General features: G+C 42.2%; 16 protein-coding genes and 2 tRNA genes. 15 read left to right on the plus strand and 3 right to left on the minus strand.

The features are described from left to right. Window positions 1-657: thiamine pyrophosphate-dependent enzyme (locus tag AC5GD6_RS02405; RefSeq protein WP_491846150.1), on the plus strand; the 657-nt coding region annotated here is incomplete at its 5' end. 121 nt (window positions 658-778) lie between these two features. Here AC5GD6_RS02405 and AC5GD6_RS02410 read toward each other — a convergent pair. From AC5GD6_RS02410 to AC5GD6_RS02420, 3 genes are all read right to left on the minus strand, one after another. Beyond that, entirely contained in the window at window positions 779-3,052 is a 2,274-nt protein-coding gene (locus tag AC5GD6_RS02410) for a HelD family protein (protein ID WP_491846151.1), read from the minus strand. Window positions 3,053-3,129: 77 nt separating this feature from the next. Continuing rightward, window positions 3,130-3,717, minus strand: a complete 588-nt coding sequence (gene yihA / locus AC5GD6_RS02415) for a ribosome biogenesis GTP-binding protein YihA/YsxC (protein ID WP_416447442.1) — start codon at window positions 3,715-3,717, stop codon at window positions 3,130-3,132. A 319-nt stretch (window positions 3,718-4,036) separates the two neighbouring features. After that, the gene (locus AC5GD6_RS02420; RefSeq protein WP_491846152.1) at window positions 4,037-6,280 is read right to left on the minus strand and encodes a BspA family leucine-rich repeat surface protein; all 2,244 of its coding nucleotides are present in this window, start codon (window positions 6,278-6,280) and stop codon (window positions 4,037-4,039) included. 392 nt (window positions 6,281-6,672) lie between these two features. Between AC5GD6_RS02420 and AC5GD6_RS02425 the strand changes: the two genes are divergently transcribed. From AC5GD6_RS02425 to AC5GD6_RS02490, 14 genes are all read left to right on the plus strand, one after another. After that, window positions 6,673-6,748, plus strand: a tRNA-Ala gene (locus AC5GD6_RS02425). A 341-nt stretch (window positions 6,749-7,089) separates the two neighbouring features. Further along, window positions 7,090-7,854 carry a YebC/PmpR family DNA-binding transcriptional regulator gene (locus AC5GD6_RS02430; RefSeq protein ID WP_006302658.1) on the plus strand — a complete coding sequence of 255 codons (765 nt, stop codon included), beginning with the start codon at window positions 7,090-7,092 and terminating at the stop codon, window positions 7,852-7,854. Between the two features lie 166 nt (window positions 7,855-8,020). After that, window positions 8,021-8,953, plus strand: a complete 933-nt coding sequence (locus tag AC5GD6_RS02435; RefSeq protein WP_491846153.1) for an Asp23/Gls24 family envelope stress response protein — start codon at window positions 8,021-8,023, stop codon at window positions 8,951-8,953. Between the two features lie 3 nt (window positions 8,954-8,956). Continuing rightward, complete coding sequence (locus tag AC5GD6_RS02440) at window positions 8,957-9,373, plus strand: DUF2273 domain-containing protein (RefSeq protein WP_491846154.1); 417 nt, start codon at window positions 8,957-8,959, stop codon at window positions 9,371-9,373. Window positions 9,374-9,412: 39 nt separating this feature from the next. Continuing rightward, window positions 9,413-10,153: an Asp23/Gls24 family envelope stress response protein gene (locus AC5GD6_RS02445; RefSeq protein ID WP_311444195.1), complete on the plus strand. Its 741-nt coding sequence runs from the start codon at window positions 9,413-9,415 to the stop codon at window positions 10,151-10,153. Window positions 10,154-10,284: 131 nt separating this feature from the next. Further along, window positions 10,285-11,625 carry a MurT ligase domain-containing protein gene (locus tag AC5GD6_RS02450; RefSeq protein ID WP_276790588.1) on the plus strand — a complete coding sequence of 447 codons (1,341 nt, stop codon included), beginning with the start codon at window positions 10,285-10,287 and terminating at the stop codon, window positions 11,623-11,625. A gap of 65 nt (window positions 11,626-11,690) precedes the next feature. Further along, entirely contained in the window at window positions 11,691-12,428 is a 738-nt protein-coding gene (locus AC5GD6_RS02455) for a type 1 glutamine amidotransferase (protein ID WP_491846155.1), read from the plus strand. A 157-nt stretch (window positions 12,429-12,585) separates the two neighbouring features. After that, window positions 12,586-13,506 (plus strand): ribokinase, encoded by a 921-nt coding sequence (locus AC5GD6_RS02460; RefSeq protein ID WP_303870673.1) that lies wholly within the window; start codon window positions 12,586-12,588, stop codon window positions 13,504-13,506. Between the two features lie 11 nt (window positions 13,507-13,517). Then, window positions 13,518-14,663, plus strand: a complete 1,146-nt coding sequence (locus AC5GD6_RS02465; RefSeq protein WP_464359993.1) for an acyltransferase — start codon at window positions 13,518-13,520, stop codon at window positions 14,661-14,663. A gap of 96 nt (window positions 14,664-14,759) precedes the next feature. Continuing rightward, window positions 14,760-14,847 (plus strand) — tRNA-Leu (locus AC5GD6_RS02470). 58 nt (window positions 14,848-14,905) lie between these two features. Beyond that, a complete protein-coding gene (gene tig, locus AC5GD6_RS02475; protein ID WP_061102618.1) occupies window positions 14,906-16,309 on the plus strand; it encodes a trigger factor in 1,404 nt (467 codons plus the stop codon). A gap of 166 nt (window positions 16,310-16,475) precedes the next feature. Then, window positions 16,476-17,090: an ATP-dependent Clp protease proteolytic subunit gene (locus tag AC5GD6_RS02480; RefSeq protein WP_061102619.1), complete on the plus strand. Its 615-nt coding sequence runs from the start codon at window positions 16,476-16,478 to the stop codon at window positions 17,088-17,090. Between the two features lie 103 nt (window positions 17,091-17,193). Then, window positions 17,194-18,570: an ATP-dependent Clp protease ATP-binding subunit ClpX gene (gene clpX, locus AC5GD6_RS02485; RefSeq protein ID WP_491846156.1), complete on the plus strand. Its 1,377-nt coding sequence runs from the start codon at window positions 17,194-17,196 to the stop codon at window positions 18,568-18,570. 339 nt (window positions 18,571-18,909) lie between these two features. Further along, window positions 18,910-21,597, plus strand: a complete 2,688-nt coding sequence (locus AC5GD6_RS02490) for a valine--tRNA ligase (RefSeq protein WP_491846157.1) — start codon at window positions 18,910-18,912, stop codon at window positions 21,595-21,597. Window positions 21,598-21,602: the final 5 nt, after the last annotated feature.

Raw genomic sequence — 21,602 nt, forward strand, 5'->3', positions numbered from 1 at the left:
AAGAAATCGTTCTGGATCTTTGGTGGCGATGGCTGGGCATACGATATTGGCTTTGGCGGTCTTGACCATGTTCTTGCATCGGGTCACAACATAAACGTTTTTGTCTTTGACACCGAGCTGTACTCCAATACAGGTGGTCAGGCATCTAAAGCATCTAATCTTGGTCAGGTAGCACAATTTGCTGCAAGTGGTAAAAAAGTTTCCAAAAAGCCTTTAGGTGAGCTTGCAATGAACTATGGGTATGTCTATGTTGCTCAAGTTGCAATGGGTGCAAATCCTGCCCAAACACTTAAGGTTGTTGCAGAAGCCGAGGCCTACGATGGTCCATCGTTGATTATTGGATACTCTCCTTGCGAAATGCATTCTATTAAGGGTGGCATGGCTAACTGCCAAAACGAAATGAAACGTGCGGTTGATTGTGGATATTGGAACTTGTTCCGCTTTAATCCTGCGGCTCCTAAGGGTCGTAAGTTTACGTTGGATTCAAGAGAGCCTAAGGGTGGGTATCGAGAGTTCCTTATGAACGAATCTCGTTATGCACGCCTGACGCGCGAGTTCCCCGATCAAGCAGATGAGTTGTTTGAGAAAAACGAAGAGTCTGCAATGCAGCGCTGGGAACATCTTGTTCGCCTGAAGGAACTGTATAAAAACGAGTAACACGCAAAAACTGCCGGTAAACTTTTACCGGCAGTTTGCATATACATTATGATGTTTACGATTTTATACGCACACTAAGCTCGTTCTCTTTGGGAAAAGTATGCGATGCTATATAAAAAACTTACTTGGTTTCCTGGTCATTTTTGCACAAAAGAGGCGTGAGCATTCCCTGTGATACGATATCCACACGATGTGTTGCGCGCGATAGGGCGGTGTATAAGCACCTGCGCGACACGTCTTCTTTTTCCTCTGTATCACAAGGATAGTTGGCGCTTTGTGCGTCAGCTAAAATGACATGATCAAATTCAAGGCCCTTGGCAAGTTTTAAGTTCATGATAACTATGCCATGCTGTGGCAAAATGCTGTTTGCGGTGATGCGTGTAATCGCGTGAGCTCCGTCGTGCAAGCGCTGTGCAAGCCATTTTGCGCCGCGTTCTTCACGGGTAATGATGGCGCATAATTCCTGTGGATCTCGTGCATCTACCAAATTTTGTAAGCTTTCAACATAGGCTTTGGTATCACGTTCATCACAGCTTATAAAATGCGGTTTTTCGCCTTCCATCTGCACCGATACTATGTCGGTACCTTCGCGCGCCGAAAAAATACTCCAAAACAAATCTGTAATTTCTTTACTGGAGCGATAACTTGTTGACAAGAACATGTGTTTGTATGTAATATTAGTGTGTGCTAAGACGCGCTCGATATCGGAAAAGCTACTGCGATTGATAGTAAGCGCTTGTCGCTCGTCACCTGCAAAAATAAAATGCGCACCGTGGAACGTTTGTGTGAGCACATAGAGTTGCGCTGGCGTGTAATCTTGCACCTCATCGATAACTACAAACCGCGCGCCCTTAAACGTACTATCACATAACAGCAGGTGAAGATAATATATTTCAACTGATGTAGGGTGCTCATGGGTAAGATTGTGTTGTGCAATATGAGCAAAATTAAGCCAACTCACACATTCGATTGCCTCATGTGCCTCGTCATACAAATAATGAGCGTAGATACGCGCGTATTTTAAGGTGTCTTCTGCGGTTTGCGGAGCAATGATTGCATTAAAAATCTGCATTTGCTGCTCTACGTCAAGTTCACAAAGCGCGTCTTGAAAATCTTCTGTTTGAGCCAGTGCAGTAATACGTCTGTCAAGTCGCGCATGTAGTTCGTCTTTGACAAGGGCAATACGCTTGCGATTCCATCCGATAGCGCCAAATTTTTCGAGTGCCGATTTAATGCTTGCCACTTTAAGCAGTACGGTGTCGCGGCACTTTATTTCTTGAATATCTTTATCATTAATTTGTATATGCGAAAGCATGTGCTCAAGATCATGCAGGTCTTCGATGGTGGTTGCCACACCGCTTCCATAGGTAGAAAGACCAAGACGTGCTATAAATGATTTCCACGTAAACGTTTGTGGATTCTGTTCTCCTAGCTGAGGTAAAACCATATTAATATATTGAGCAAAAACATCATTGGGCGCAAAAAAGTAAATATCCTTACTGCTGAGTGTATCCTTTTGCTGGTACAGCAGATACGCTATGCGCTGCAGCAACACCGAAGTTTTACCCGATCCTGCAATACCATCAATAAGCAGAGCCTCTACATCTTTGTAGCGAATAATTTTGTTTTGTTCACGCTGAATCGTGGCGGTAATTGCTTGAAGTTTTTCTGAGTGCCGACGAGCAAGTGCTTGCTTCAAAAGAGCGTCCTCAATAGCGATGTCCGAATCAAAATATGCGCGCAAACAATCGCGCACAATATCAAATTGTCGGCGCAAACTAAGTGTCACTTGGCGTTTTTTACCATTAACTTCGTATGTAATCAGCCCATTTTCTTGATTGTAGTAGGTTTGCGCGATGGGACTTCGCCAATCAACAACCAAAGGAATACGGTGCTCATCGGTAATACCAGCGGCTCCAATATACACGCTTTGCGGCGGACGACCAGCGCGCATTTGCAAAACAACTTTGGCAAAATACGGCTGCAACAAAAGGGTGTCAATGCGTTTAAGACGATCCGCGTCAAAATCGTGTTTTTGATTGTAAACGTCTATAACAGCGTTAAGCGTTTCAATTGCAGCATAGGTTTCCATTGCTTCGTCATCTGAGCCAAAGTTTTGGCGAACTTCGCTTGACATTTCTTTAAGATCTTTTTGCGCGCGCTCGTGCGCTTTAGTCATCTGTGTTTCTAAGGTCTTTTTCTCTTGGACGAGTTTGGCATACACGTCGTGCAGATGCTTTTCTTCTGTGCGAAAAACTTCATCTGATCGCGTATCACTGGCGCTATTTTCATGTGTATTCATAGCCTGCGCATCATACGTGCTGTGTTGCATGTTTTGCCCGTTGTCAGCTTTGCCTTCGTTGCCTGCTTTGTCGTCTTTGTTTATTGTTGACATGGTATTCATCGTGTCCTTACTTATAATCTCTTGCGCATCTAGTTTGCATGGTTTGTCTGATTTGCATAACCCGTTTATCAGCTCAGCGCATGTTCTTCGATACAGCGTCTAAGATCTGCCATACCTTCTCCTGTTTCTGCCGAGGTAATGATGGTTTTATCTTGAGGAACTTCTAGTGCCTTGCAGAGCTTTGTTCGAGCAGCTAAAGCCTTAGAGTGTGTAAGCTTGTCTGCTTTGGTAAAAGCCACAACGTAGGGGAGTTCTTCGTGTATAACATAGCTAAGCATGTCTTTATCAAGCTGCTGCGCATCGATTCGTATATCTACCAAACATATGACTAAATTAAAGCTTCGATTATCCTCAAAATAGCCGCTGATCAGGCTTGACCAACGCTCACGTTCTGCTTTTGAAACCTTTGCAAACCCGTATCCGGGCAAATCTACAAAACGAATGCCATCAACATTAAAAAAGTTAATATTTGCCGTTTTACCAGGCTGACTGCTGGTGCGTGCAAGCGCTTTGCGTTTGAGCAATTTATTGATGAGCGACGACTTGCCAACATTTGACCTCCCGCAAAAAATGATTTCGGGCGTTGTGGAGGCAGGTAATTGTTGAGCTGTTCCATATGCCGCTTCAAAATGTGCTTGTTCGTATTGAATTGCCATTGATATTCCTTTATTTTCATTCATTCTTATGGAGCTTAAAAAACATAATATATAAGCTTACCACGTACGGAGCATCAGTATCATCTGAACAAAGTTTTTATATGTCTGCGTGCGCGTTTGGTGTGGCTGGTGCATGCATAAGCTGGTACATGCGTAAGCGTTTTACAAAAGCAATGCGCCGAGTGTGCGCTGTCGGCGTTTCTGATCCATACTACCTGCTTGTGTATAAATAAACCCACTTCGTACCTTTTACAGTTGAAGTGGGTTTAGTATTTAGCTATGCATGAGGCATAGATAAGTCTTGTCTATGAGCGTGAGCTTACCTTTGCTGGTATGCGCGAACTGCGGATGATACGCCAAATGCTCCAAGTACCAGCGATAACAGCACATATCCTGCCCAAGGAGCTGTTCCAAACAGATTGTCACCTGTTGAGGGGAGATCTTTTTGGCCGATTTGCGCGCCTTTGTCAGTATTTGTATTGTCGTTCTTATAATCGGTGTTTCCGTCATTTGTCGGATTGTGAGAGTTATCGTTGTTAGTCGCGTTATGGTTGTCGGTGTCCGTACCAGTCCCTTCAGTTTGTGTACCAGTATCGGTTCCTGTGCCAGTATTATCAGTTTGTGTACCCGTGTCAGTACCAGTTGAAGTATCGGTTTGGGTACCTGAATCGCTTGTAGTAGGGTTATCTGTGCCTGTTCCCTCGTCTTTATTCCATTGTGCTGTAAGTTCAAGATCCCCATTCATTACACTTGCTGCATCTGCCGCATCGGCAAATTTCCATGTAAGATCATATGAGCTGAGCACGGGGTTCTCGGCATTGCTCAGACGAGCTTTCCAACCCGCAAATGTATGACCATCTTTTACTGGGTTTGTGGGCTTTGCAATTGTTGTACCTTCAGGAACTAACCACTCTAGTTTTTGTGTTTCGTGCTTAAACGTGTTTTCAGCACAAGGTTTATATGAATCCACATCTGCAAGTGTTCCACCGTCTAAATTAAAGGTCATTTTCCGTAGGTTGGGAGTAGTAACTATAGTACCAGGCATTACGACATTTTCTCCATCGGCTGTTGCATTTGGAGCATAGATACTTGCTACATTATCATGACCAACAAGTTGCTTTGAAGTCCAAGTAAAGCTACCAAGAGGAGCGCCTTTACGCGTCCATTTTGCTTTACCAAAGTTTGGCTCGGGGAGCGCACAGTCATATTTGAATTCAAATGGTTTACCAACGGTTAATTCTTTAAGAGCTGTATCGCCTGCAAACGTATCTTTCATTGCTTGACGCTCACCATTTGTGGCAAAGTTGTCGCCAAGTTTAAGCGTTTCAAGTGCACGCAGACCCGAGAACATATTATTAAAGTTTTCGCAGTTAGTTGTATCAAAGTTTGATACATCAAGTTCTTTGAGTACAAAATTTCCTGCGTTGGGAGCACTGGGGCTTTCATCCATAACGCCAGAAAACATGCTTTCCATAGTTTTGACCTTGCTGGTGTTAAATTTCTTTGAGAGAATAATTTTCTCAAGACAATTTGAATGCTGGAAAATGCCTGCCATATCGGTAACGTTAGAGGTATCAAAGCTTGATAAGTCAAGTTCTTTTGTAGTGCCACAGTGGAAGAACGTCCATTTCATACATGTGCATTTTGCTGTATTGAACGATGAGAGATCAAAAGTGGGAACTTGGCTGCAATTCGCAAACATTGCTTCCATGTCTGTTGAGTTTTCGCAGGTAACACCTGTAAGTTTAAGTTCTGTCAGCCCGATACAATCCTTAAACATATAATACGTATAGATGGGCGACTTTAATTTATTGGGGAAAAGCGACGCATTAAATGAGGTAAGCGATGTACAATTCATAAACATATATTCCGTGCTTAATGCATTAGTATCATTGAGGTATTTTACACCGCTGGTGTCTTCTGATTTGTCGATCGTCCATGAATTGCTTTGTTTATCGTAAGTAGCACCATAGATGTGCTTAAGGTTGTTACAATCTGCAAAGAGTTTTTGAAAATTTTTCTTGTGATCATTTCCAAACGTATTATTGCTTAAAATAACTTCTTCGAGTTTATGGCAACGACCAAAAAATCTTCCGTAATCTAATAGAACGTCAGCTGGCATATTTGAAACATCGCACTTAAGTGCGGTAAGATCAGCTGTTTTAAGATTTACAGCTCTGCAATAGTTTTCGGTACGTTTGTTTTCATCATTTTTAGCGTCACCAAAAAACTTTTGGAATTCTGTTTGATTGTTATTTGTTACTTTAACAGTAACAGGAGTACCTTGTGCATTTTGTACAAATTTGATGTGTTCAGCTTCGGGAAGATGATAGACGCGCCATCCATAATCAAGCGATGAAGAATTAGAAAAACCACCAGCTTTAAGACGCACTGGGTAACTCTTTTTAGTCATCACACCATCAGTGCCATCTTTAGCGGTAACGGTAATTGTTTTAGTGGTTTCGTCCCATGCCCAATGTGCGTTGCCGTCGTCTCCTTCGTTAGGAATAACTTGGTCTGCGAGTGCTGATTGTGTAAAAAATACCGAAATCGGCAGACTCACAAATGCGCTCAGTGCAATAAAGAGAGCACCTATTATCCACAGGGGGGGGTGATTCTATGTTTCATAGATCTATCCTTTCAACGTTAAAATCTGAAACATTTGTATAAAAAATATAGTAGCGTATTTTTGAAAATAAACTGAATAAATGAGAATTGTTATAGGGAATGTAACAATTTTATTTATTTAATTACGCTGTGTATGTACAAAGTGCTGATTTCATCATAGATTTTGTTTTATTACGACTTATGTTGATTATGGTTCTTTTTGGCATATGCGTACAATTATTGACAGAGTCGTTTGTTCCTGTAAGAATATACACCGTACTAAGCTCCAATGGGGTTTGTGCACATTCAAACGCGCGCAAACATGTTTGTGCTCAGTGTATGCGGCATGGGGATGTAGCTCAGTTGGGAGAGCGCTGCCTCCGCAAGGCAGAGGCCGAGGGTTCGACTCCCTTCATCTCCACCATTTTTTTCTTGCTTTTTACCCTAGTTTACCTGCAGAAATACAAACATTTTAATACGTAAAAATTCATCAATGGCGCTCAGTGTGAAAAAGTGTGAATTACCGTGTTTAACTGGTGTGACAGGTTGTGACCGATACACCAACAAATTCTCATGTGACAAAAAAGTGACAGGTTTTGTAAAGAAACAAAACCTTACGATTGCCATAACCAAATTTCATAAAATCTTGTTTAATAATGAAATCTAGATTGAATACTTTTCATGTTTTCAACTTAGGTCTATTATGTATAAGTACGTCAAACACGTACACACTGATTTCTATGCAATTTATTAAAGGAGACGTGCATGTCTGGACATTCAAAGTGGGCTACCACTAAGCATAAAAAAGCAGCTATCGACGCAAAACGCTCGGCGCTTTTCTCCAAGCACTCGCGTAATATTACCGTTGCTGCAAGAAATGGTGGAGATCCAAATCCTGAGAATAACGCAGCTCTTGCTGCCGCTGTTGCACGTGCTCGTATGGTTTCTATGCCTAATGCTCGTATTCAGGCTGCTATTGATAAAGCGTTTGGTACTGGTGCCGATGCTGTAGTTTATAAAGAAGTCACCTACGAAGGCTATGGTCCTGCAGGTGTTGCACTTTATGTTGAGTGCCTTACCGATAACCTTAATCGTACAGCTGCTGATGTTCGTTCTGCGTTTACTCATGCTGGCGGCAATCTTGGTACCTCAGGTTCTGTTGCATTCCAATTTGAGCGCAAAGGTTCTATCGCAGTAACTAAAGAGGCTTGTTCCGATGAGGACGAGCTTATGATGGCCGTTGCTGAGGCAGGTGGAGAAGATTACAAAGATGAGGGAGAAGAATGGCTCATCTATACCGCTTACGATAAAATGCAATCGGTTGAGGCTTCTCTTAAAGAGCAAGGTATTGAGGTAAAAGGTAGCGAGCTTACTATGGTTGCCAATAACCCCACCGACTTAAACGCTGCTGACGCTAAAAAAGTTGAACGTCTTGTAGATCGCTTGGAAGAATTAGATGACGTTCAGAACGTTTACGCTGCTATGTGTGTCTCCGACGAAGTTTTGGCTGAACTTGAGGCAGAAGAATAGAAGCTTGATCGTTTTATTTCGGCTGCGATTGCTGCATCGAGATTATTTGGTACGTAAAATTATGGTATAAAATCCTACGTGAATATTACTGTTCAGGTAGGATTTTTGTTAAACTATTACAAGTACACGGTGTTCATGCATCAATAAAGAGTGTAAAGGGGCTTGTATGGGAATTTTTAAGCGATTATGCATGCTGATATATGCATTGACAGGCATATTCTTTTTTGGTTCATGGCTTGCTGCCTCTTATGATGTTACATCAACATATACTCTCTATGTGTTTAGACTGTCCTTTGTCCAACAGCTCATGAAAATTGCTCCTTTTATCATAGTTTTTGGCTGTGTCATTATGCTTTTGCGTGCTATTTTTACACGTAACCGTAAAGTGGTCATTATTTCCAAAGCTAAAGACAACAAAATTACCGTATCGCTTCGTGCTATAGAGTCTCAAGCAAAACATGTGATCGAAGAAGACGGACGTTTTTGTGTGGTTCGGCTTTACGTAAAATCAGCTAAATACGGCCATATTCGTGTAAATGCGCGTATTCAGCCCGAAGAAACCGAAGATTTGCTTACGGCATCAGATGAGCTTAAAAGCAAGCTCTATGCAGGACTTTCGGTTATTGTTGGTAATCACATAGATTCTATTAACTTAGAATTTGCTCAAGCAAAGAATTATGTCTCGGTGAGTGATGAGGATCTTGTGGCGCCTGTATCAACCGAACCTTTGTCAAATGTGGCTGATACTGATGTAGATTCCACCGATGTTCCTCATACATTGGACGATGCAGATACTTTTACGGTATCTGCCGATGTGCAGCGTCCTATACATACAAAGCTCCTGCATAAATCATCGGGTATTACCGTTCCTATTTCGCATTACGGAGCCTCTGATACTTCTTCTAATTCAGATGATGTTCCTTCGCAGAATTTTGGTTCAAAAAGTTCACAAGATCAAGTGCATAAAAGCACCATGATAGTATCTCAAAGCACTACGGTTACATCTCATCCTACAACAGGTTTACAGACGTCAAAAGATGAGCGTGCTGCTTCATCTTCGTCGTCTTTAACAACGTCTGTCCAGCGTGAAAGGCAATAAATCATGAAAAAGAATGAAAGTCGTACAACGATTGTTGATGAAACTGCCCACGCCCAAAACGTACACGCCCAAAAAGAAGTGTCTGCACGCGTTGATGTATCTGTAGATAAAGCGCAGGCAAATGACCATACTAATACTTCTACTCAAGACGCTTCAACACATGGTGCACCTACGGTGGAAAACGCAACGTTTAATGAGTTTACGCGCGTATGCGCTGCTTATGTTAAAGGTCGTGAGCATGCATGTATAGGAGCTGCTGTTGGTCTTCTTGTTGCATTGCTTATTTTTTCTATTGGTCTATTTCGTACACTTTTAATAGGTTTTTGCATTGCTTTAGGTATTGCAATTGGTCAATATGTCGACGGAAATCCCAAGATTTTGTCTCTTGTTCAAAAGTTATTCAAAGATAACAGAAATTAAGCTTACACCCTGTTTTACCTGTACGAAAGGACTCATATTATGAAAGATCAAAAATCTGCGTGTCTTGATACAAGTACCCAAGACGTATCGCCTACATTAAACGTTGAGTTTACCGATCATCCTTTGGCTCAAAATTCGGCAGATAAAACGTCTGAAGATACAGTTGATACATTGGGGAATCAAAAGGTCGATACTTTTGTCACTTCACAGGATGTTCTCGATACTCAGAAAAGTGCTGAAGAGGGTACTTCTGGTACGCCTCGTACAAATGAAGCTTATACAAACAACATTCATGCAGCAACACCTGCAGAAACGAGCGAGGTTACCTCCGACGATGGCGCTGAGTTAACCGACGATGTTGAAGATGATACTCAAGATTCGCTGACATTTTCAAATGGTGTTATTGAGAAAATTGTTGCTATTGCAATGCGCGACGTAAAAGACGTTGTAGGCATGAAAGGCAGCTGGTTTAATCGCGTACAAGATGTGTTAGGCGCGTCAGACGCGCGTAAAGGCGTTACCGTTGAAGTCACTCATGATGCATCGGTACGAGTTAATATCTCGGTTCTCATTAAATACGGTGCGTATGCACCACAGGTGTTTGAGGATGTTAAAGAGGCAGTTGTTAGTAAAGTTATGGAAATGACAGGGCTGAGCGTTGCTGGTGTTAATCTTCGTATCGAAGATGTTCTAACACCTGAAGAATACGAGGCTCAAGATATGACAAAAGAGCATGCACTCACGTTAAACAGCGATGAAGAAAAGCATATATCGGCATAAATTGTTGAAGGCGTGAAGCAATATCACATGTGCGTTTCTTTATGCGCGCCTTGCGAATCAGTTTTTAGTTTTAACGCCAGCACAGCAATGTGTGAATATCGTTTTAATGATTATAAAGAGGTTAGTTATACGTGTTACAGACATATTTTGCCGCGTTTTGTGCGCGCAGCGCTCGCACATTGTTACGTCGTGTATTTCATCGAAAAGCATCTCAGCTTCCAGGTAGGGTAGCGCTTGGCATTGATAAAAATTTTCTAGCACATAAAGCACGCCTTTTTGGCAAACATACGGTTGTTGTATGCGGAACTAATGGCAAAACAACTACAACGAATATTATTGCCTCGGCATTTGATTCTTCTTTTCCGCAGGTAGTTTGCAATCGGGCGGGAGCAAATATGCCAGCAGGCATAGCGTCTGCGCTTTTGGACGCCGCCAGCGGTGTTGCTTGCGTATTAGAGTCGGATGAACTTTTTTCTATCAATATTGTTCCTGCAGTTAAACCGAAGTTTCTTGTATTACTTAATTTGTTTCGTGATCAGCTTGACCGCTGTGGCGAAATAGAACGCGTTCAGCAAACTATCGTTCGCGCACTTGAGGCGTCGCCCTCTACAACGCTTGTTGTTTGTGGTGATGATCCTCTTACAGTAGGCGTGGCTCAGTCTGCGCAGCGTCTGCATATTAACGTTGTGTACTTTGGTATCAACCAAGATTTACACCGAGCTGCTGATCGTGTTCCCGAGGCTCGTTTTTGCCAGTTGTGTGGAACAGAGCTTACGTATACCTATCGTAGTTATGCACAACTTGGCGCGTTTAGTTGCCCTAACTGCACCTTTGCGCGTCCGCAGCTGAACTGTTATGCAGACGATATTCAGCTTGAACAAAACAGTGTTAAGTTTTGTGCGCACATCAATCAACATACAGCTCAAATTTCTGCGTCGTTTGGTGGTTTGTATATGGTATACAACCTTCTTGCGGCTTATTATATTGCGCACGAGACAGGTATTTCCGATGAAGCTTTCTTAAACGTGCTTAATGCATATCATCCCCAAAATGGTCGATTACAGCACTTTACCTATCAAGGAATTCCTCTTGTTTTGAATCTTGCAAAAAATCCAACGGGATTTAACCAAAACATTTCCCTGTTGCAAGAAGATCCGCGCCAGAAAGTTATTTATATCTGCATAAATGATAATTTTAACGATGGAAAAGACGTATCGTGGTTGTGGGATGTTGATTTTGAACGGTTCTCCTCCGAGGATAAGCCCGTACTCTTGTGCGGCGGTACGCGTCGCCATGATATGCAAGTTCGTCTTAAATATGCAGGCTTTTCGTCTGAATGCACAACGTCAATAGATGAAGTATTAGCTACTATTTCTAAGCACTATCCTAATAGAGTTCTTTATGTTCTTACTAATTATTCTGCTCTTTGGCCTGTTAAAGCGCGTTTGGAGCAGCTCTGTACTGCGCAGTAGTTTCGCGCGTGCTTCTTGCGCTCTAACTTTAGACGCTCAGTTTTTACGATAGAAAGCGTGTATTTATGCAAACGTTACGTATTGTACATATGTACCCCGAACTACTTAATCTTTATGGAGATTCAGGTAATATGCTGGTGCTTGCACATCGTCTTAAACAGCGTCATATTCCATTTGAGATTGTAGAAGTCCACGTGGGAGATAGCATTACACTTTCGTCTGCAGACATAGTGTTTATTGGCGGTGGATCTGATCGCGAACAAAAAATTGTCTGTTCAGCTTTGCAAACGTTTCGTGATGAGCTTGCCTCATACGTAGAAGATGGCGGCGTTCTAGCTGCGGTGTGCGGTGGTTATCAACTTTTAGGACATTATTATTTGCTTGATGACGAAAAAATCAAAGGACTCTCACTTGTTGATTTATATACCGATCGTGGAACACCGCGCCTTATTGGCAATATTGCAATTAAAAGTTCTATATGTACGCACCCCATAGTTGGATACGAAAATCACGGGGGAAGAACACATCTAGCTGCTGATATTACGCCTTTAGGCGTGGTAGAATACGGGCACGGAAATGATGGTGAAACTGGATACGAAGGCTGCTTATATAAGCATGTTCTAGGAACCTATATTCACGGGCCACTTTTCCCAAAAAATCCCGGTGTTGCCGACTTTCTTTTGCGTACTGCGTGTGCGCGTCGTGGTATTTGCCAAGAGCTTGAGCCGCTAGACGATACGATAGAGCTTCAGGCTAATGACTTTATGTACCAAAGACTTATGAATCACAACGTTCGTGAATAGTTAAAAAATCTGGAATATTTTATACAACTGACGCTACGCAACTATCACTAAGAGATATAATAAGACACTATTAAAAATTCACGTATGCTAAGAACAAGATGTACGTGTTTTTGAGGTGCTAAGCAGAAATGAAATAACAGGGGCAGGTGTAAATTATATGCATAACGTTATTGTTTTTGGAAGTATCAACACCGATATGTCAGTAAGCTGCACTCGTATGCCACAACAAGGCGAAACAGTACTTGGAAGTACCTTTGTACTTACTGGTGGTGGTAAAGGTGCCAATCAGGCAGTTACATCTGCTCGCCTTGGTGCAAAAACGTATATGGTTGGTAAAGTGGGCAGTGATCGCTTAGGATCTATTCGGATTGCTGGATTAGAAGAATATGGCGTGCGTACTTCAAGAATTCGGACCAGCAGCGATGTTGCTACTGGTAGTGCGCTTATATTGCGCTCAAAAGATGACAACCGCATTGTAGTGGATCCTGGCGCGAATATTTGTGTTACGTTTGACGAGGTACAAGATACGCTCGACACGCTTGCAGAACCAGGGGATATTTTCTTAACGCAGTTTGAATGTTTGCCCGAAGTGATAAAAGCTTCTTTGGCATATGCGCGTAAAAAAGGTTTGTTTACCATCTGTAATCCTTCTCCTGCGCTTCCTATAGACGACGATATGTATAAAACTATTGATTTGTTGTGTCTCAATGAGTCTGAGTGTGCAACGCTTTCTGGTATTCAGCCTAACAGTGAAGAAGATCGTCTATCTGCACTTAATTTTTTTGCTCAAAAAGGTGTTAAACAAACAATTCTGACACTTGGAGCTCAAGGTGCTGTTGCAAAAACAGCTGATGAAGTTGTTACGCGCCCTGCATTTGAGGTTAACTGTATTGACACTACAGCGGCAGGTGACGCATTTTTAGGCGCGGTAGCTGCGTGTTTGTCGTATGATAATTCTTTTGATACAACTATGGAAATCGCGATGGCAACTTCTGCACTCTGTGTAACAAAATTAGGCGCGCAAGATGCTATGCCTACGTTTGACGAAGTTCAATCTTTTCTTGCGTCACATAAATAGAACCTACGCGTATGACAAGTTCTTATCGAGAAAAATCAAAGCACAGCCCAGCGTTGCTTACATCGTCCACGCTCGCGCAAACCGCGCGCGCAAACACATTTGAACATGTCCTGTATTTTGACGTGCTGCGTGTGTTGGCTGCGTTTGCCGTGGTAGCTTTGCATTGTATTATTTCAATTGCAAATCTCTCTACACTTTCGTCAAGTACACAAGCACTTATGATAGTTGAATCGGGGGCCGCGGTCGTCCTTTTTCGCTGGGCTGTGCCACTATTTTTTATGATTTCAGGCGCTTTAATGCTGCACCCGCAACGCTGCGTTACTTCAAAAAAAGTTGTTCATCATATTGTGCGCCTTGTAGCTATTTTAGCTACGATTGGTCTGTGCTTTAGCATGATTAAAGTAGCCGCAACGGGGTTTACTTCGCCTGTGGATTTGATCATGCAAGCAATTCTAAAAACTCTTACAGGTCAAAGCTGGGATCATCTTTGGTTTTTGTACAAACTCATAGGTTTATATGCACTTGTTATGCCATTACGTATTGTTTTGCAGGCTACAAGCCCAAAACAACATAAATGGGCACTTATGGTAATGTGGATTACGCTTATGGTATTGCCCAATATTGCTTCAATCACTCACATCGACATTATTTCATATATGCCTTTGAGCTATGAATTGCTCTATTTTGTAGCAGGGTACTATCTGTTTTTTGAAGAAAATGATAATCGAGTACTTTATTATGTTGGCGCACTTGTCTCGGCAGTTGGAATGGTTGTTTTGTTTGTGTATGACTATGATATGTTCTTTATGCCTCAAAGCAGCTTGATGTTTGTGTATAGTGCAGGGATTTGCATTGCCGCTAAGTCACTTGCACAACGCGTTTGCCAACATGCAAACATACAAAGTCTCTGGTGTCAGAGGTTTACCGTGCTCATCCGATTTTTAGCATCATATAGTTTTGGTATCTACGTGCTTCATGTTGTTTGGATTCAAGCTCTTGTTCGTTATGTGGCACTGTTTCAGACAAGTTTTTTTGAGCAAGCAGATATGTTTCAGGTATTAGTATTTCAGCTTATGTTGCTTTTGGTAAGTGTTGTGTGCTCTTGGGTGTGTACTATGCTTTTAAGACGTCTATCGTTTTTTGCAAAGTACCTATAGAATTTTATATTTTTTAAGAAACTCTATGGAAAGATACAATTAATGTCTACCTTAAGGTGTAAGCTTTGGTATCATGCATAAGTTGTATGTTAGTTTGCGAGCGTGGCGGAATTGGCAGACGCGCCAGACTTAGGATCTGGTGAGTATTGTACTCGTGAAGGTTCAAGTCCTTTCGCTCGCACCAACATAGAGAAATAAGTTGTCTGTCACACCATACAGGCATAAGGAATACTGGAGGAACCTTGAATATCACTGCCACTGCTGATAAGACCTCAAATGATAAGGTCAAAATTACTGTAACTGTATCCGCAACCGATGTCGACGCAGCGATTGACGGTGCATATAAAGACATTGCAAAAAAATATGCATTTCAAGGCTTTAGAAGAGGCCGTGCTCCTCGTCCTGTAATTAACGGTATTGTTGGTAAACAAGCTGTGTTTGCGCAGGCAACCGAGGATCTTATTCAAAACGTACAACCGCAAATGCTTGATGAGCTTGATATTGTTGCCATCAGCAAGCCTGATTACGGCGAAGATCCAAAATTGGTAGAAGAGCATAAAGACTTTACGGTAGAGGCTCTTGTGAGCGTTCCTCCTGTGTGCGAGCTTGATACCTATGACGCTCCTTCTATTACCATGCCTCCAGAGCATGCAACTGACGCCGAGATCGATCGTCAAATTGATCAGCTTTTATCGTATAACACAACTTACGAAGAAGATAAGGATGCTAAGCAAGCAACTGAGTCGAGCGTTGTTGTATTAGATGTTAAAAACATCGAAGGTCTTCCAGAGTTTGAGGGTTCAGCGCGTCAATTTGTCCTTGATAGTCCGTATATTCCTCAAGAGTTTGCCCAAGGCGTTACTGGCATGAAGCTTGATGAAAGCAAAGAAATTTCTTGGGTTCGTAAAGAGGACAAAAAAGAAACTCCTGTTAAGGTAAACGTTACGCTTAAAACTCTTAAGCGTGCTGTGAAACCCGAGCTTACCGATGAGTTTGCTAAAAAATCAATGGGATTTGATACCGTTGAGAAGCTTCGTGATGCTATTAAAGAAGAGATCGAAAACGATAAGAAAACTTCCTTGCCTTCTCTTAAAGAAGATCGTGTTGTAGAGGCTATGGGTGAACATCTCAAACTTGATGAGGTTCCTGAAGATTATCAAAAGCAAGTATTTTCTGAGCTTGCCAACGAGTTCTTAAGCCAGCTGCAACGTCAAGGTGCAACACTTGATATGTATCTTGCTTCACGTGGTATCAAGTCTGATGACTTCTTAGCGGATCTTCACGTACAAGCACAAGAGCGTGCTCGTCAGTCTTTGGCACTTAACGCCATTGCCAATAAGCTTAATTTGGAGGCAACCGAAGCTGATGTAGAAGAAGAGTTCAAAAGCGTTGGTAAAGATTATAAAAAGCAGATGGATCAATTCAAGAAAAACGGTCAAATGCCTGCAATTCGTGAATCCATCCGTAGAAGCAAGGCTGTTAAGTGGCTTGTTGAGAATGCAAGCGTAGAAGTTGTTGATGAGGTTGCTCAAGCAAACAAAGATGCAGAAAAAAAGGCAAAAGCACCTAAGAAAACTTCTAAAAAGTCTGCTGATAAAGCATCTTCAAAAGCTGCCGAAAAAAAGACTGCTAAGACTGAAAAGTAAACTACGTAGAGCAACTAAGAATAAAGAGTTTGTTTATGTACATGTAGGTCGTGCTATATTAAAACAAATATAGCGTGAGTATAGCGTAATATTTTGTTCTTATTGGCGTACGCTTTGCGCTTCGGGTCTTCTTCTCGAAGCGCATTTTTCAACCGGAAGGGAATGTATGATTACTCCAACAGCAACACCGCTTATTCCATATGTTGTCGAACAAACGCCTCGCGGTGAGCGTAGCTATGATATATTTTCTCGCCTGTTAAACGACCGTATTGTTTTCTTGGGTGAAGCTATTACTCGTGATTCAGCTAATTTGGTTATTGCACAGCTGCTTCATCTAGAAAGTCAAGACCCTGATAAGGATATCGCGTTGTATATCGATTCACCTGGTGGCGAAGTTTACTCTGGATTGGGTATTTTAGACACCATGAACTTTATTAAACCCGACGTTTCTACTATCTGTGTTGGTATGGCGGCTTCTATGGCATCTGTTTTGCTTGCAGCTGGTGCAAAAGGCAAGCGCATGTGTCTCCCTAATTCTATGGTTATGATTCATCAACCAAGTTCGGGCGCACAAGGGCAGCAGACCGATATTCAAATTGTTGCAGATGAAACTAAGTGGATCCGTAATCACATGAACGAACTTTTGGCCCAATATACAGGTCAAACGGTTGAAAAAATCAACCAAGATACCGAACGTGATAACTACATGCGTGCGCAAGAAGCATGTGATTATGGTTTGGTTGATAAGGTTATTACATCGCGTGCTGAACAAGCAGAATAGGTTTGCACGCGTGAGATCGCGAATAGTTTGTGTGACAACGTAGCAGCAAATATACCTATTAACATTTTGGTCGTATAACATCTAAGGCAGGTAAGGAGTCTGTATGGCATTGCATTCTGGTGAACAAGGTTTCATTTGTTCATTTTGCGGTAAAACTCGTGCTCAAGCCAATAAACTTATTCAAGGACCCGACGGTGTTTTTATATGTGATGAGTGTATTGCCGAGTGCTGCGATATACTTTCAAAAAGTGAGCAGAATTACTCAGATAACCCAAATGCACGGCTGACTCCGCAAGAGGACACTCAAAAGCCTAAAGATCCAGGTCTGAAGCTTAATAATCTTCCCACTCCTCACGAAATTTATGATGAACTGTCTCAATACGTGATGGGGCAAGAGGCGGCAAAACGTGCTATGAGCGTTGCCGTGTACAATCACTATCGTCGCGTTATGACTAACGATGTCTCTATTGATGAAGACATTAATCGCAACGATGATGCTAAACCAGAGGAAGTAGAGCTTGCCAAGAGTAACATTTTGTTGCTTGGTCCAACGGGTACAGGTAAAACCTTACTTGCACAAACCCTTGCGCGTTTTTTGGAAGTTCCTTTTGCAATTGCCGATGCCACAACGCTTACCGAAGCTGGTTATGTTGGCGAAGACGTCGAAAACATTCTGCTTAAGCTCATTACTGCCGCTGATGGTGACGTTGCGCGCGCAGAAGTGGGTATTGTATATATCGACGAGATCGACAAAATTGCTCGTAAAGCAGAAAATCTCTCTATTACGCGCGACGTTTCGGGCGAAGGTGTACAACAAGCGCTTCTTAAAATTTTGGAAGGTACCAATGCAAGCGTTCCTCCACAAGGGGGTAGAAAGCATCCTAGCCAAGAGCTCATTCATATTAACACGCAAAACATTCTCTTTATCTGCGGTGGTGCATTTGTTGGATTAGACAAAATTGTTGCTGATCGTATCGGAGAAAAGGGCATTGGTTTTAATGCGCAGCTTGCGCGTAAGGTTGATGACAACCAAGATGAGCTTATGAGTAAAGTTATGCCTCAAGATTTGCATAAATTTGGTATTATCCCTGAGTTTATTGGTAGAATTCCAGTTATAACCACTACTAAAGAGCTTACGGAAGACGATCTTGTTAAAATTTTGATTGAGCCAAAAAACGCAATTGTTAAACAATACAAGCGTATGTTTGAAATTGAAGGCGTTGAACTTGAATTTAAAGATGAGGCTCTCCGCGAAATTGCATCACTTGCGCTTAAGCGTAATACCGGTGCTCGTGGTCTTCGTGCAATATGTGAAGCAACACTGCAAAATACCATGTTCGATTTGCCTTCTGATCTCTCTATTGTAAAGGTTGTTGTTACTAAAGAGGCAGTAGAAGGAACCGAACAACCATTGCGCATTACCGAAGAAGATCACGAAGAGCGCAAACATGGTCTATTTAAGGCGCTTAAGAAGGAGTAATGTGCAGCATAACGAGCCTGTAATGCGTTTGTAATGCATGTTTGGTATCGCGCGTTTGCAACGCTCATAGCGCGCGCCCATAACGCGCTTCATACTATAGGTGCATATATGCCTCTGGTTTGTCCAGGGGCTTTCTTATAGGTAAGCATTGTGTGATTTAAGTGAACGGATTTTTTAATCCTGGGGTTATGTATCTTTGTTGTGCAAGCAAACATATGTTCGGTTATACTTATTACAAGTTGCTTAAGAAAAGACAAAAGTCTTGCACGCTTTTCTTTTTCTAAACAGGTACAATAAGGTGTTAACTGCTGGTTATCGTGACATAAAGAGGGATGCCCTGTGGAGCAAATGCCAAAAACATACAATCCTTTAGAGGTTGAACCAAAACTTATTGAGCAATGGATCCAAGCTGGATGCTACAAACGCAGCAAAGGTGTTGGTGATTGCACGGTTGTTATTCCACCTCCTAATGTCACAGGTATTCTTCATATGGGTCATGCCATGGACGATACCATTCAAGACACCTATATTAGATACAATCGTATGCGCGGCCGCTCAACACGCTGGATTTTAGGTACCGATCATGCAGGTATTGCTACACAAACCAAGGTAGACAAAAAACTTAAAAGCCAGGGAATTTCTCGTCTGGCTCTTGGACGCGAAAAGTTTTTGGATGCATGCTGGGATTGGACGCGTGAATATGGTGGAACTATTGTTTCACAAATTAAGCGTATGGGTTGCTCTATTGATTTGAGTGATCCCAAGTTTACTATGAGCGATGAGTATGCACATGCAGTGCGCAAGGTTTTTGTTGATTGGTATCATGATAAGCTTATTTACCGTGGTAAACGCATTGTTAATTGGTGTCCTGTGTGTACAACGGCAATTTCTGATGATGAGGCAGAATATCGCGATGAAAAAGGTCACCTGTGGTATATGCGCTATCCACTGGTCGATCCAGTAGGAGATATAACTTATATCACCGTTGCTACCACTCGTCCCGAGACCATGCTAGGCGATACAGGTGTTGCGGTGTCTCCTCAAGATGACGAAAAGGCTTGCCTTGTTGGCAAAAAAGTTTTGCTACCTATTGTTAATCGTGAGATTCCTATTTTTTCGGATTGGCATGTTGATAAAGGATTTGGAACCGGATTTGTAAAGGTTACTCCTGCGCACGATCCAAATGACTATGCTATGGGTCAAACACATAATCTTGAACAAATCAATGTCTTTGATGAGCATGCATGTGTTGTCGACGGCTATGGACAATTTTCGGGCATGGATAGAAACGAAGTGCGCAAGGCAATTGTTTCGTGGTTTGAAGATCATGGTTTGCTTGATCATATAGAAGATCTTAACCACTCGGTTATGCATTGTTACCGCTGTGATACAGCGCTTGAGCCCTGGCTTTCCCAGCAATGGTTTGTTGCGGTTGATAAGCTCAAAACACCTGCTAAAGAAGCTGTTACTTCGCAAGAGATTCAATTTCATCCAAGTAGGTGGACGCAAACATATCTTACCTGGATGGACAACCTTAAAGATTGGTGCATCTCTCGACAACTCTGGTGGGGTCACCGTATTCCCGTATTTACCTGTGCTGATTGTGGATGGGAAGATGCATGTTTAGAAGATGTGACTGTATGCCCGCAGTGTTCGTCCTCGCATGTCTCACAAGATGAAAACGTATTGGATACCTGGTTTTCTTCTCAGTTGTGGACATTTGCAACACAAGGGTGGCCTTTTTCATCTGACGAGCTTAAAGCACATCATCCTACCAAAGTGTTGGTTACCGCACGCGATATTATTGCATTATGGGTCGCGCGCATGATTATGAGTTCGCTCTACTTTACACATGAAATTCCTTTTAAAGATGTGTACATTTATGCAACGATCTTGGCAAAAGACGGTAGTCGTATGTCAAAAAGTAAGGGCAATGGCGTTAACCCTATGGATCTTATCGACAAGTATGGTGCCGACGCTATGCGCTACAATCTTTTAACGCTTATTACTACTAACCAAGATGTTAAATTTGATGCCGTTATCGATAAAAAGACCAAGCAGCTTAAAGAAAGTCCGCGTACCGATCAAGCTCGTTCGTTTATCACCAAGATTTGGAATGCTTCGCGTTTTGTGCACATGAATTTGCAAGACTATGTTCCAGGTAAACCGTGCGCTCAAACAATGGAAGACGCATGGATGTTAAGCCGTCTTGCAGCTGTTGTTAAACAGACTACCGAACAGCTCGAAACCTATGCCTTTGGAGACTATGCCCGTGATATTCAGTCGTTTTTCTGGAATGAGGTGTGTGACTGGTATATTGAGCTCTGTAAGGGTCGTTTGCTCAATGGTACTGCCGACGAAAAATTACAAGTTCAGCGCAATCTCGTATTTGTTCTTGATACGGCACTTAGACTTCTACATCCCGTTATTCCGTTTGTAACCGAGGAAATTTGGGATATGTTGCCGGTGTCTGGTATAGACGATCATCGTGCTGCATTTCTTATGCTTGCTTCCTGGCCAGATGCCAAAGATTACGAACAGTTTGTTAATACTAAAGCAGAAGCAAACTTTGAACTAGCAAAGATGCTTATTTCTACCGTGCGCTCTATTCGTGCTCGTTATCGTTTATCTCCAAAAGAAGAACTTGCACTTACCGTTAAGACAAGTGAAGCTAAGGCACAGGTTATTGACGCCCAAAAAGAGTTTATTATTCATGTTGGTCGCTTAAAATCGCTTGATCTTGTCTCAAACTTTACGCGTCCAAAAACTTGTGTTGCAACAGCCGAAGGTGACGTAGAAATTTTTGTTGAGCTGGGCGGTTTAGTTGACTTACGCGCCGAAGCTACGCGCCTTTCAAAAGAGCTTGAAAAGCTTAACTCAGAGCGCAGCAAAATACAGGAGCTTCTCAGCCAAGAGGCCTTTATTTCAAAGGCTGCTCAGGCGGTTATTGATAAGAAGAAAGCCCATGTAGAAGAGCTTAATGCTACGATAGAGAGTTTATCCGCGCAACTTCAGCAGTTGGGGTAGTATCT

It is taken from the genome of Fannyhessea sp., assembly GCF_986145555.1.

What these genes read in the sequence shown, in the direction of transcription:
- AC5GD6_RS02465 (WP_464359993.1), top strand. Translation starts at nt 13,518, where the DNA reads ATGACAAGTTCTTATCGAGAAAAATCAAAGCACAGCCCAGCGTTGCTT.
- clpX (WP_491846156.1), top strand. Translation starts at nt 17,194, where the DNA reads ATGGCATTGCATTCTGGTGAACAAGGTTTCATTTGTTCATTTTGCGGT.
- AC5GD6_RS02455 (WP_491846155.1), top strand. Translation starts at nt 11,691, where the DNA reads ATGCAAACGTTACGTATTGTACATATGTACCCCGAACTACTTAATCTT.
- AC5GD6_RS02410 (WP_491846151.1), bottom strand. Translation starts at nt 3,052, where the DNA reads ATGTCAACAATAAACAAAGACGACAAAGCAGGCAACGAAGGCAAAGCT.
- yihA (WP_416447442.1), bottom strand. Translation starts at nt 3,717, where the DNA reads ATGGCAATTCAATACGAACAAGCACATTTTGAAGCGGCATATGGAACA.
- AC5GD6_RS02440 (WP_491846154.1), top strand. Translation starts at nt 8,957, where the DNA reads ATGAAAAAGAATGAAAGTCGTACAACGATTGTTGATGAAACTGCCCAC.
- AC5GD6_RS02430 (WP_006302658.1), top strand. Translation starts at nt 7,090, where the DNA reads ATGTCTGGACATTCAAAGTGGGCTACCACTAAGCATAAAAAAGCAGCT.
- AC5GD6_RS02445 (WP_311444195.1), top strand. Translation starts at nt 9,413, where the DNA reads ATGAAAGATCAAAAATCTGCGTGTCTTGATACAAGTACCCAAGACGTA.
- AC5GD6_RS02480 (WP_061102619.1), top strand. Translation starts at nt 16,476, where the DNA reads ATGATTACTCCAACAGCAACACCGCTTATTCCATATGTTGTCGAACAA.
- AC5GD6_RS02460 (WP_303870673.1), top strand. Translation starts at nt 12,586, where the DNA reads ATGCATAACGTTATTGTTTTTGGAAGTATCAACACCGATATGTCAGTA.
- AC5GD6_RS02435 (WP_491846153.1), top strand. Translation starts at nt 8,021, where the DNA reads ATGGGAATTTTTAAGCGATTATGCATGCTGATATATGCATTGACAGGC.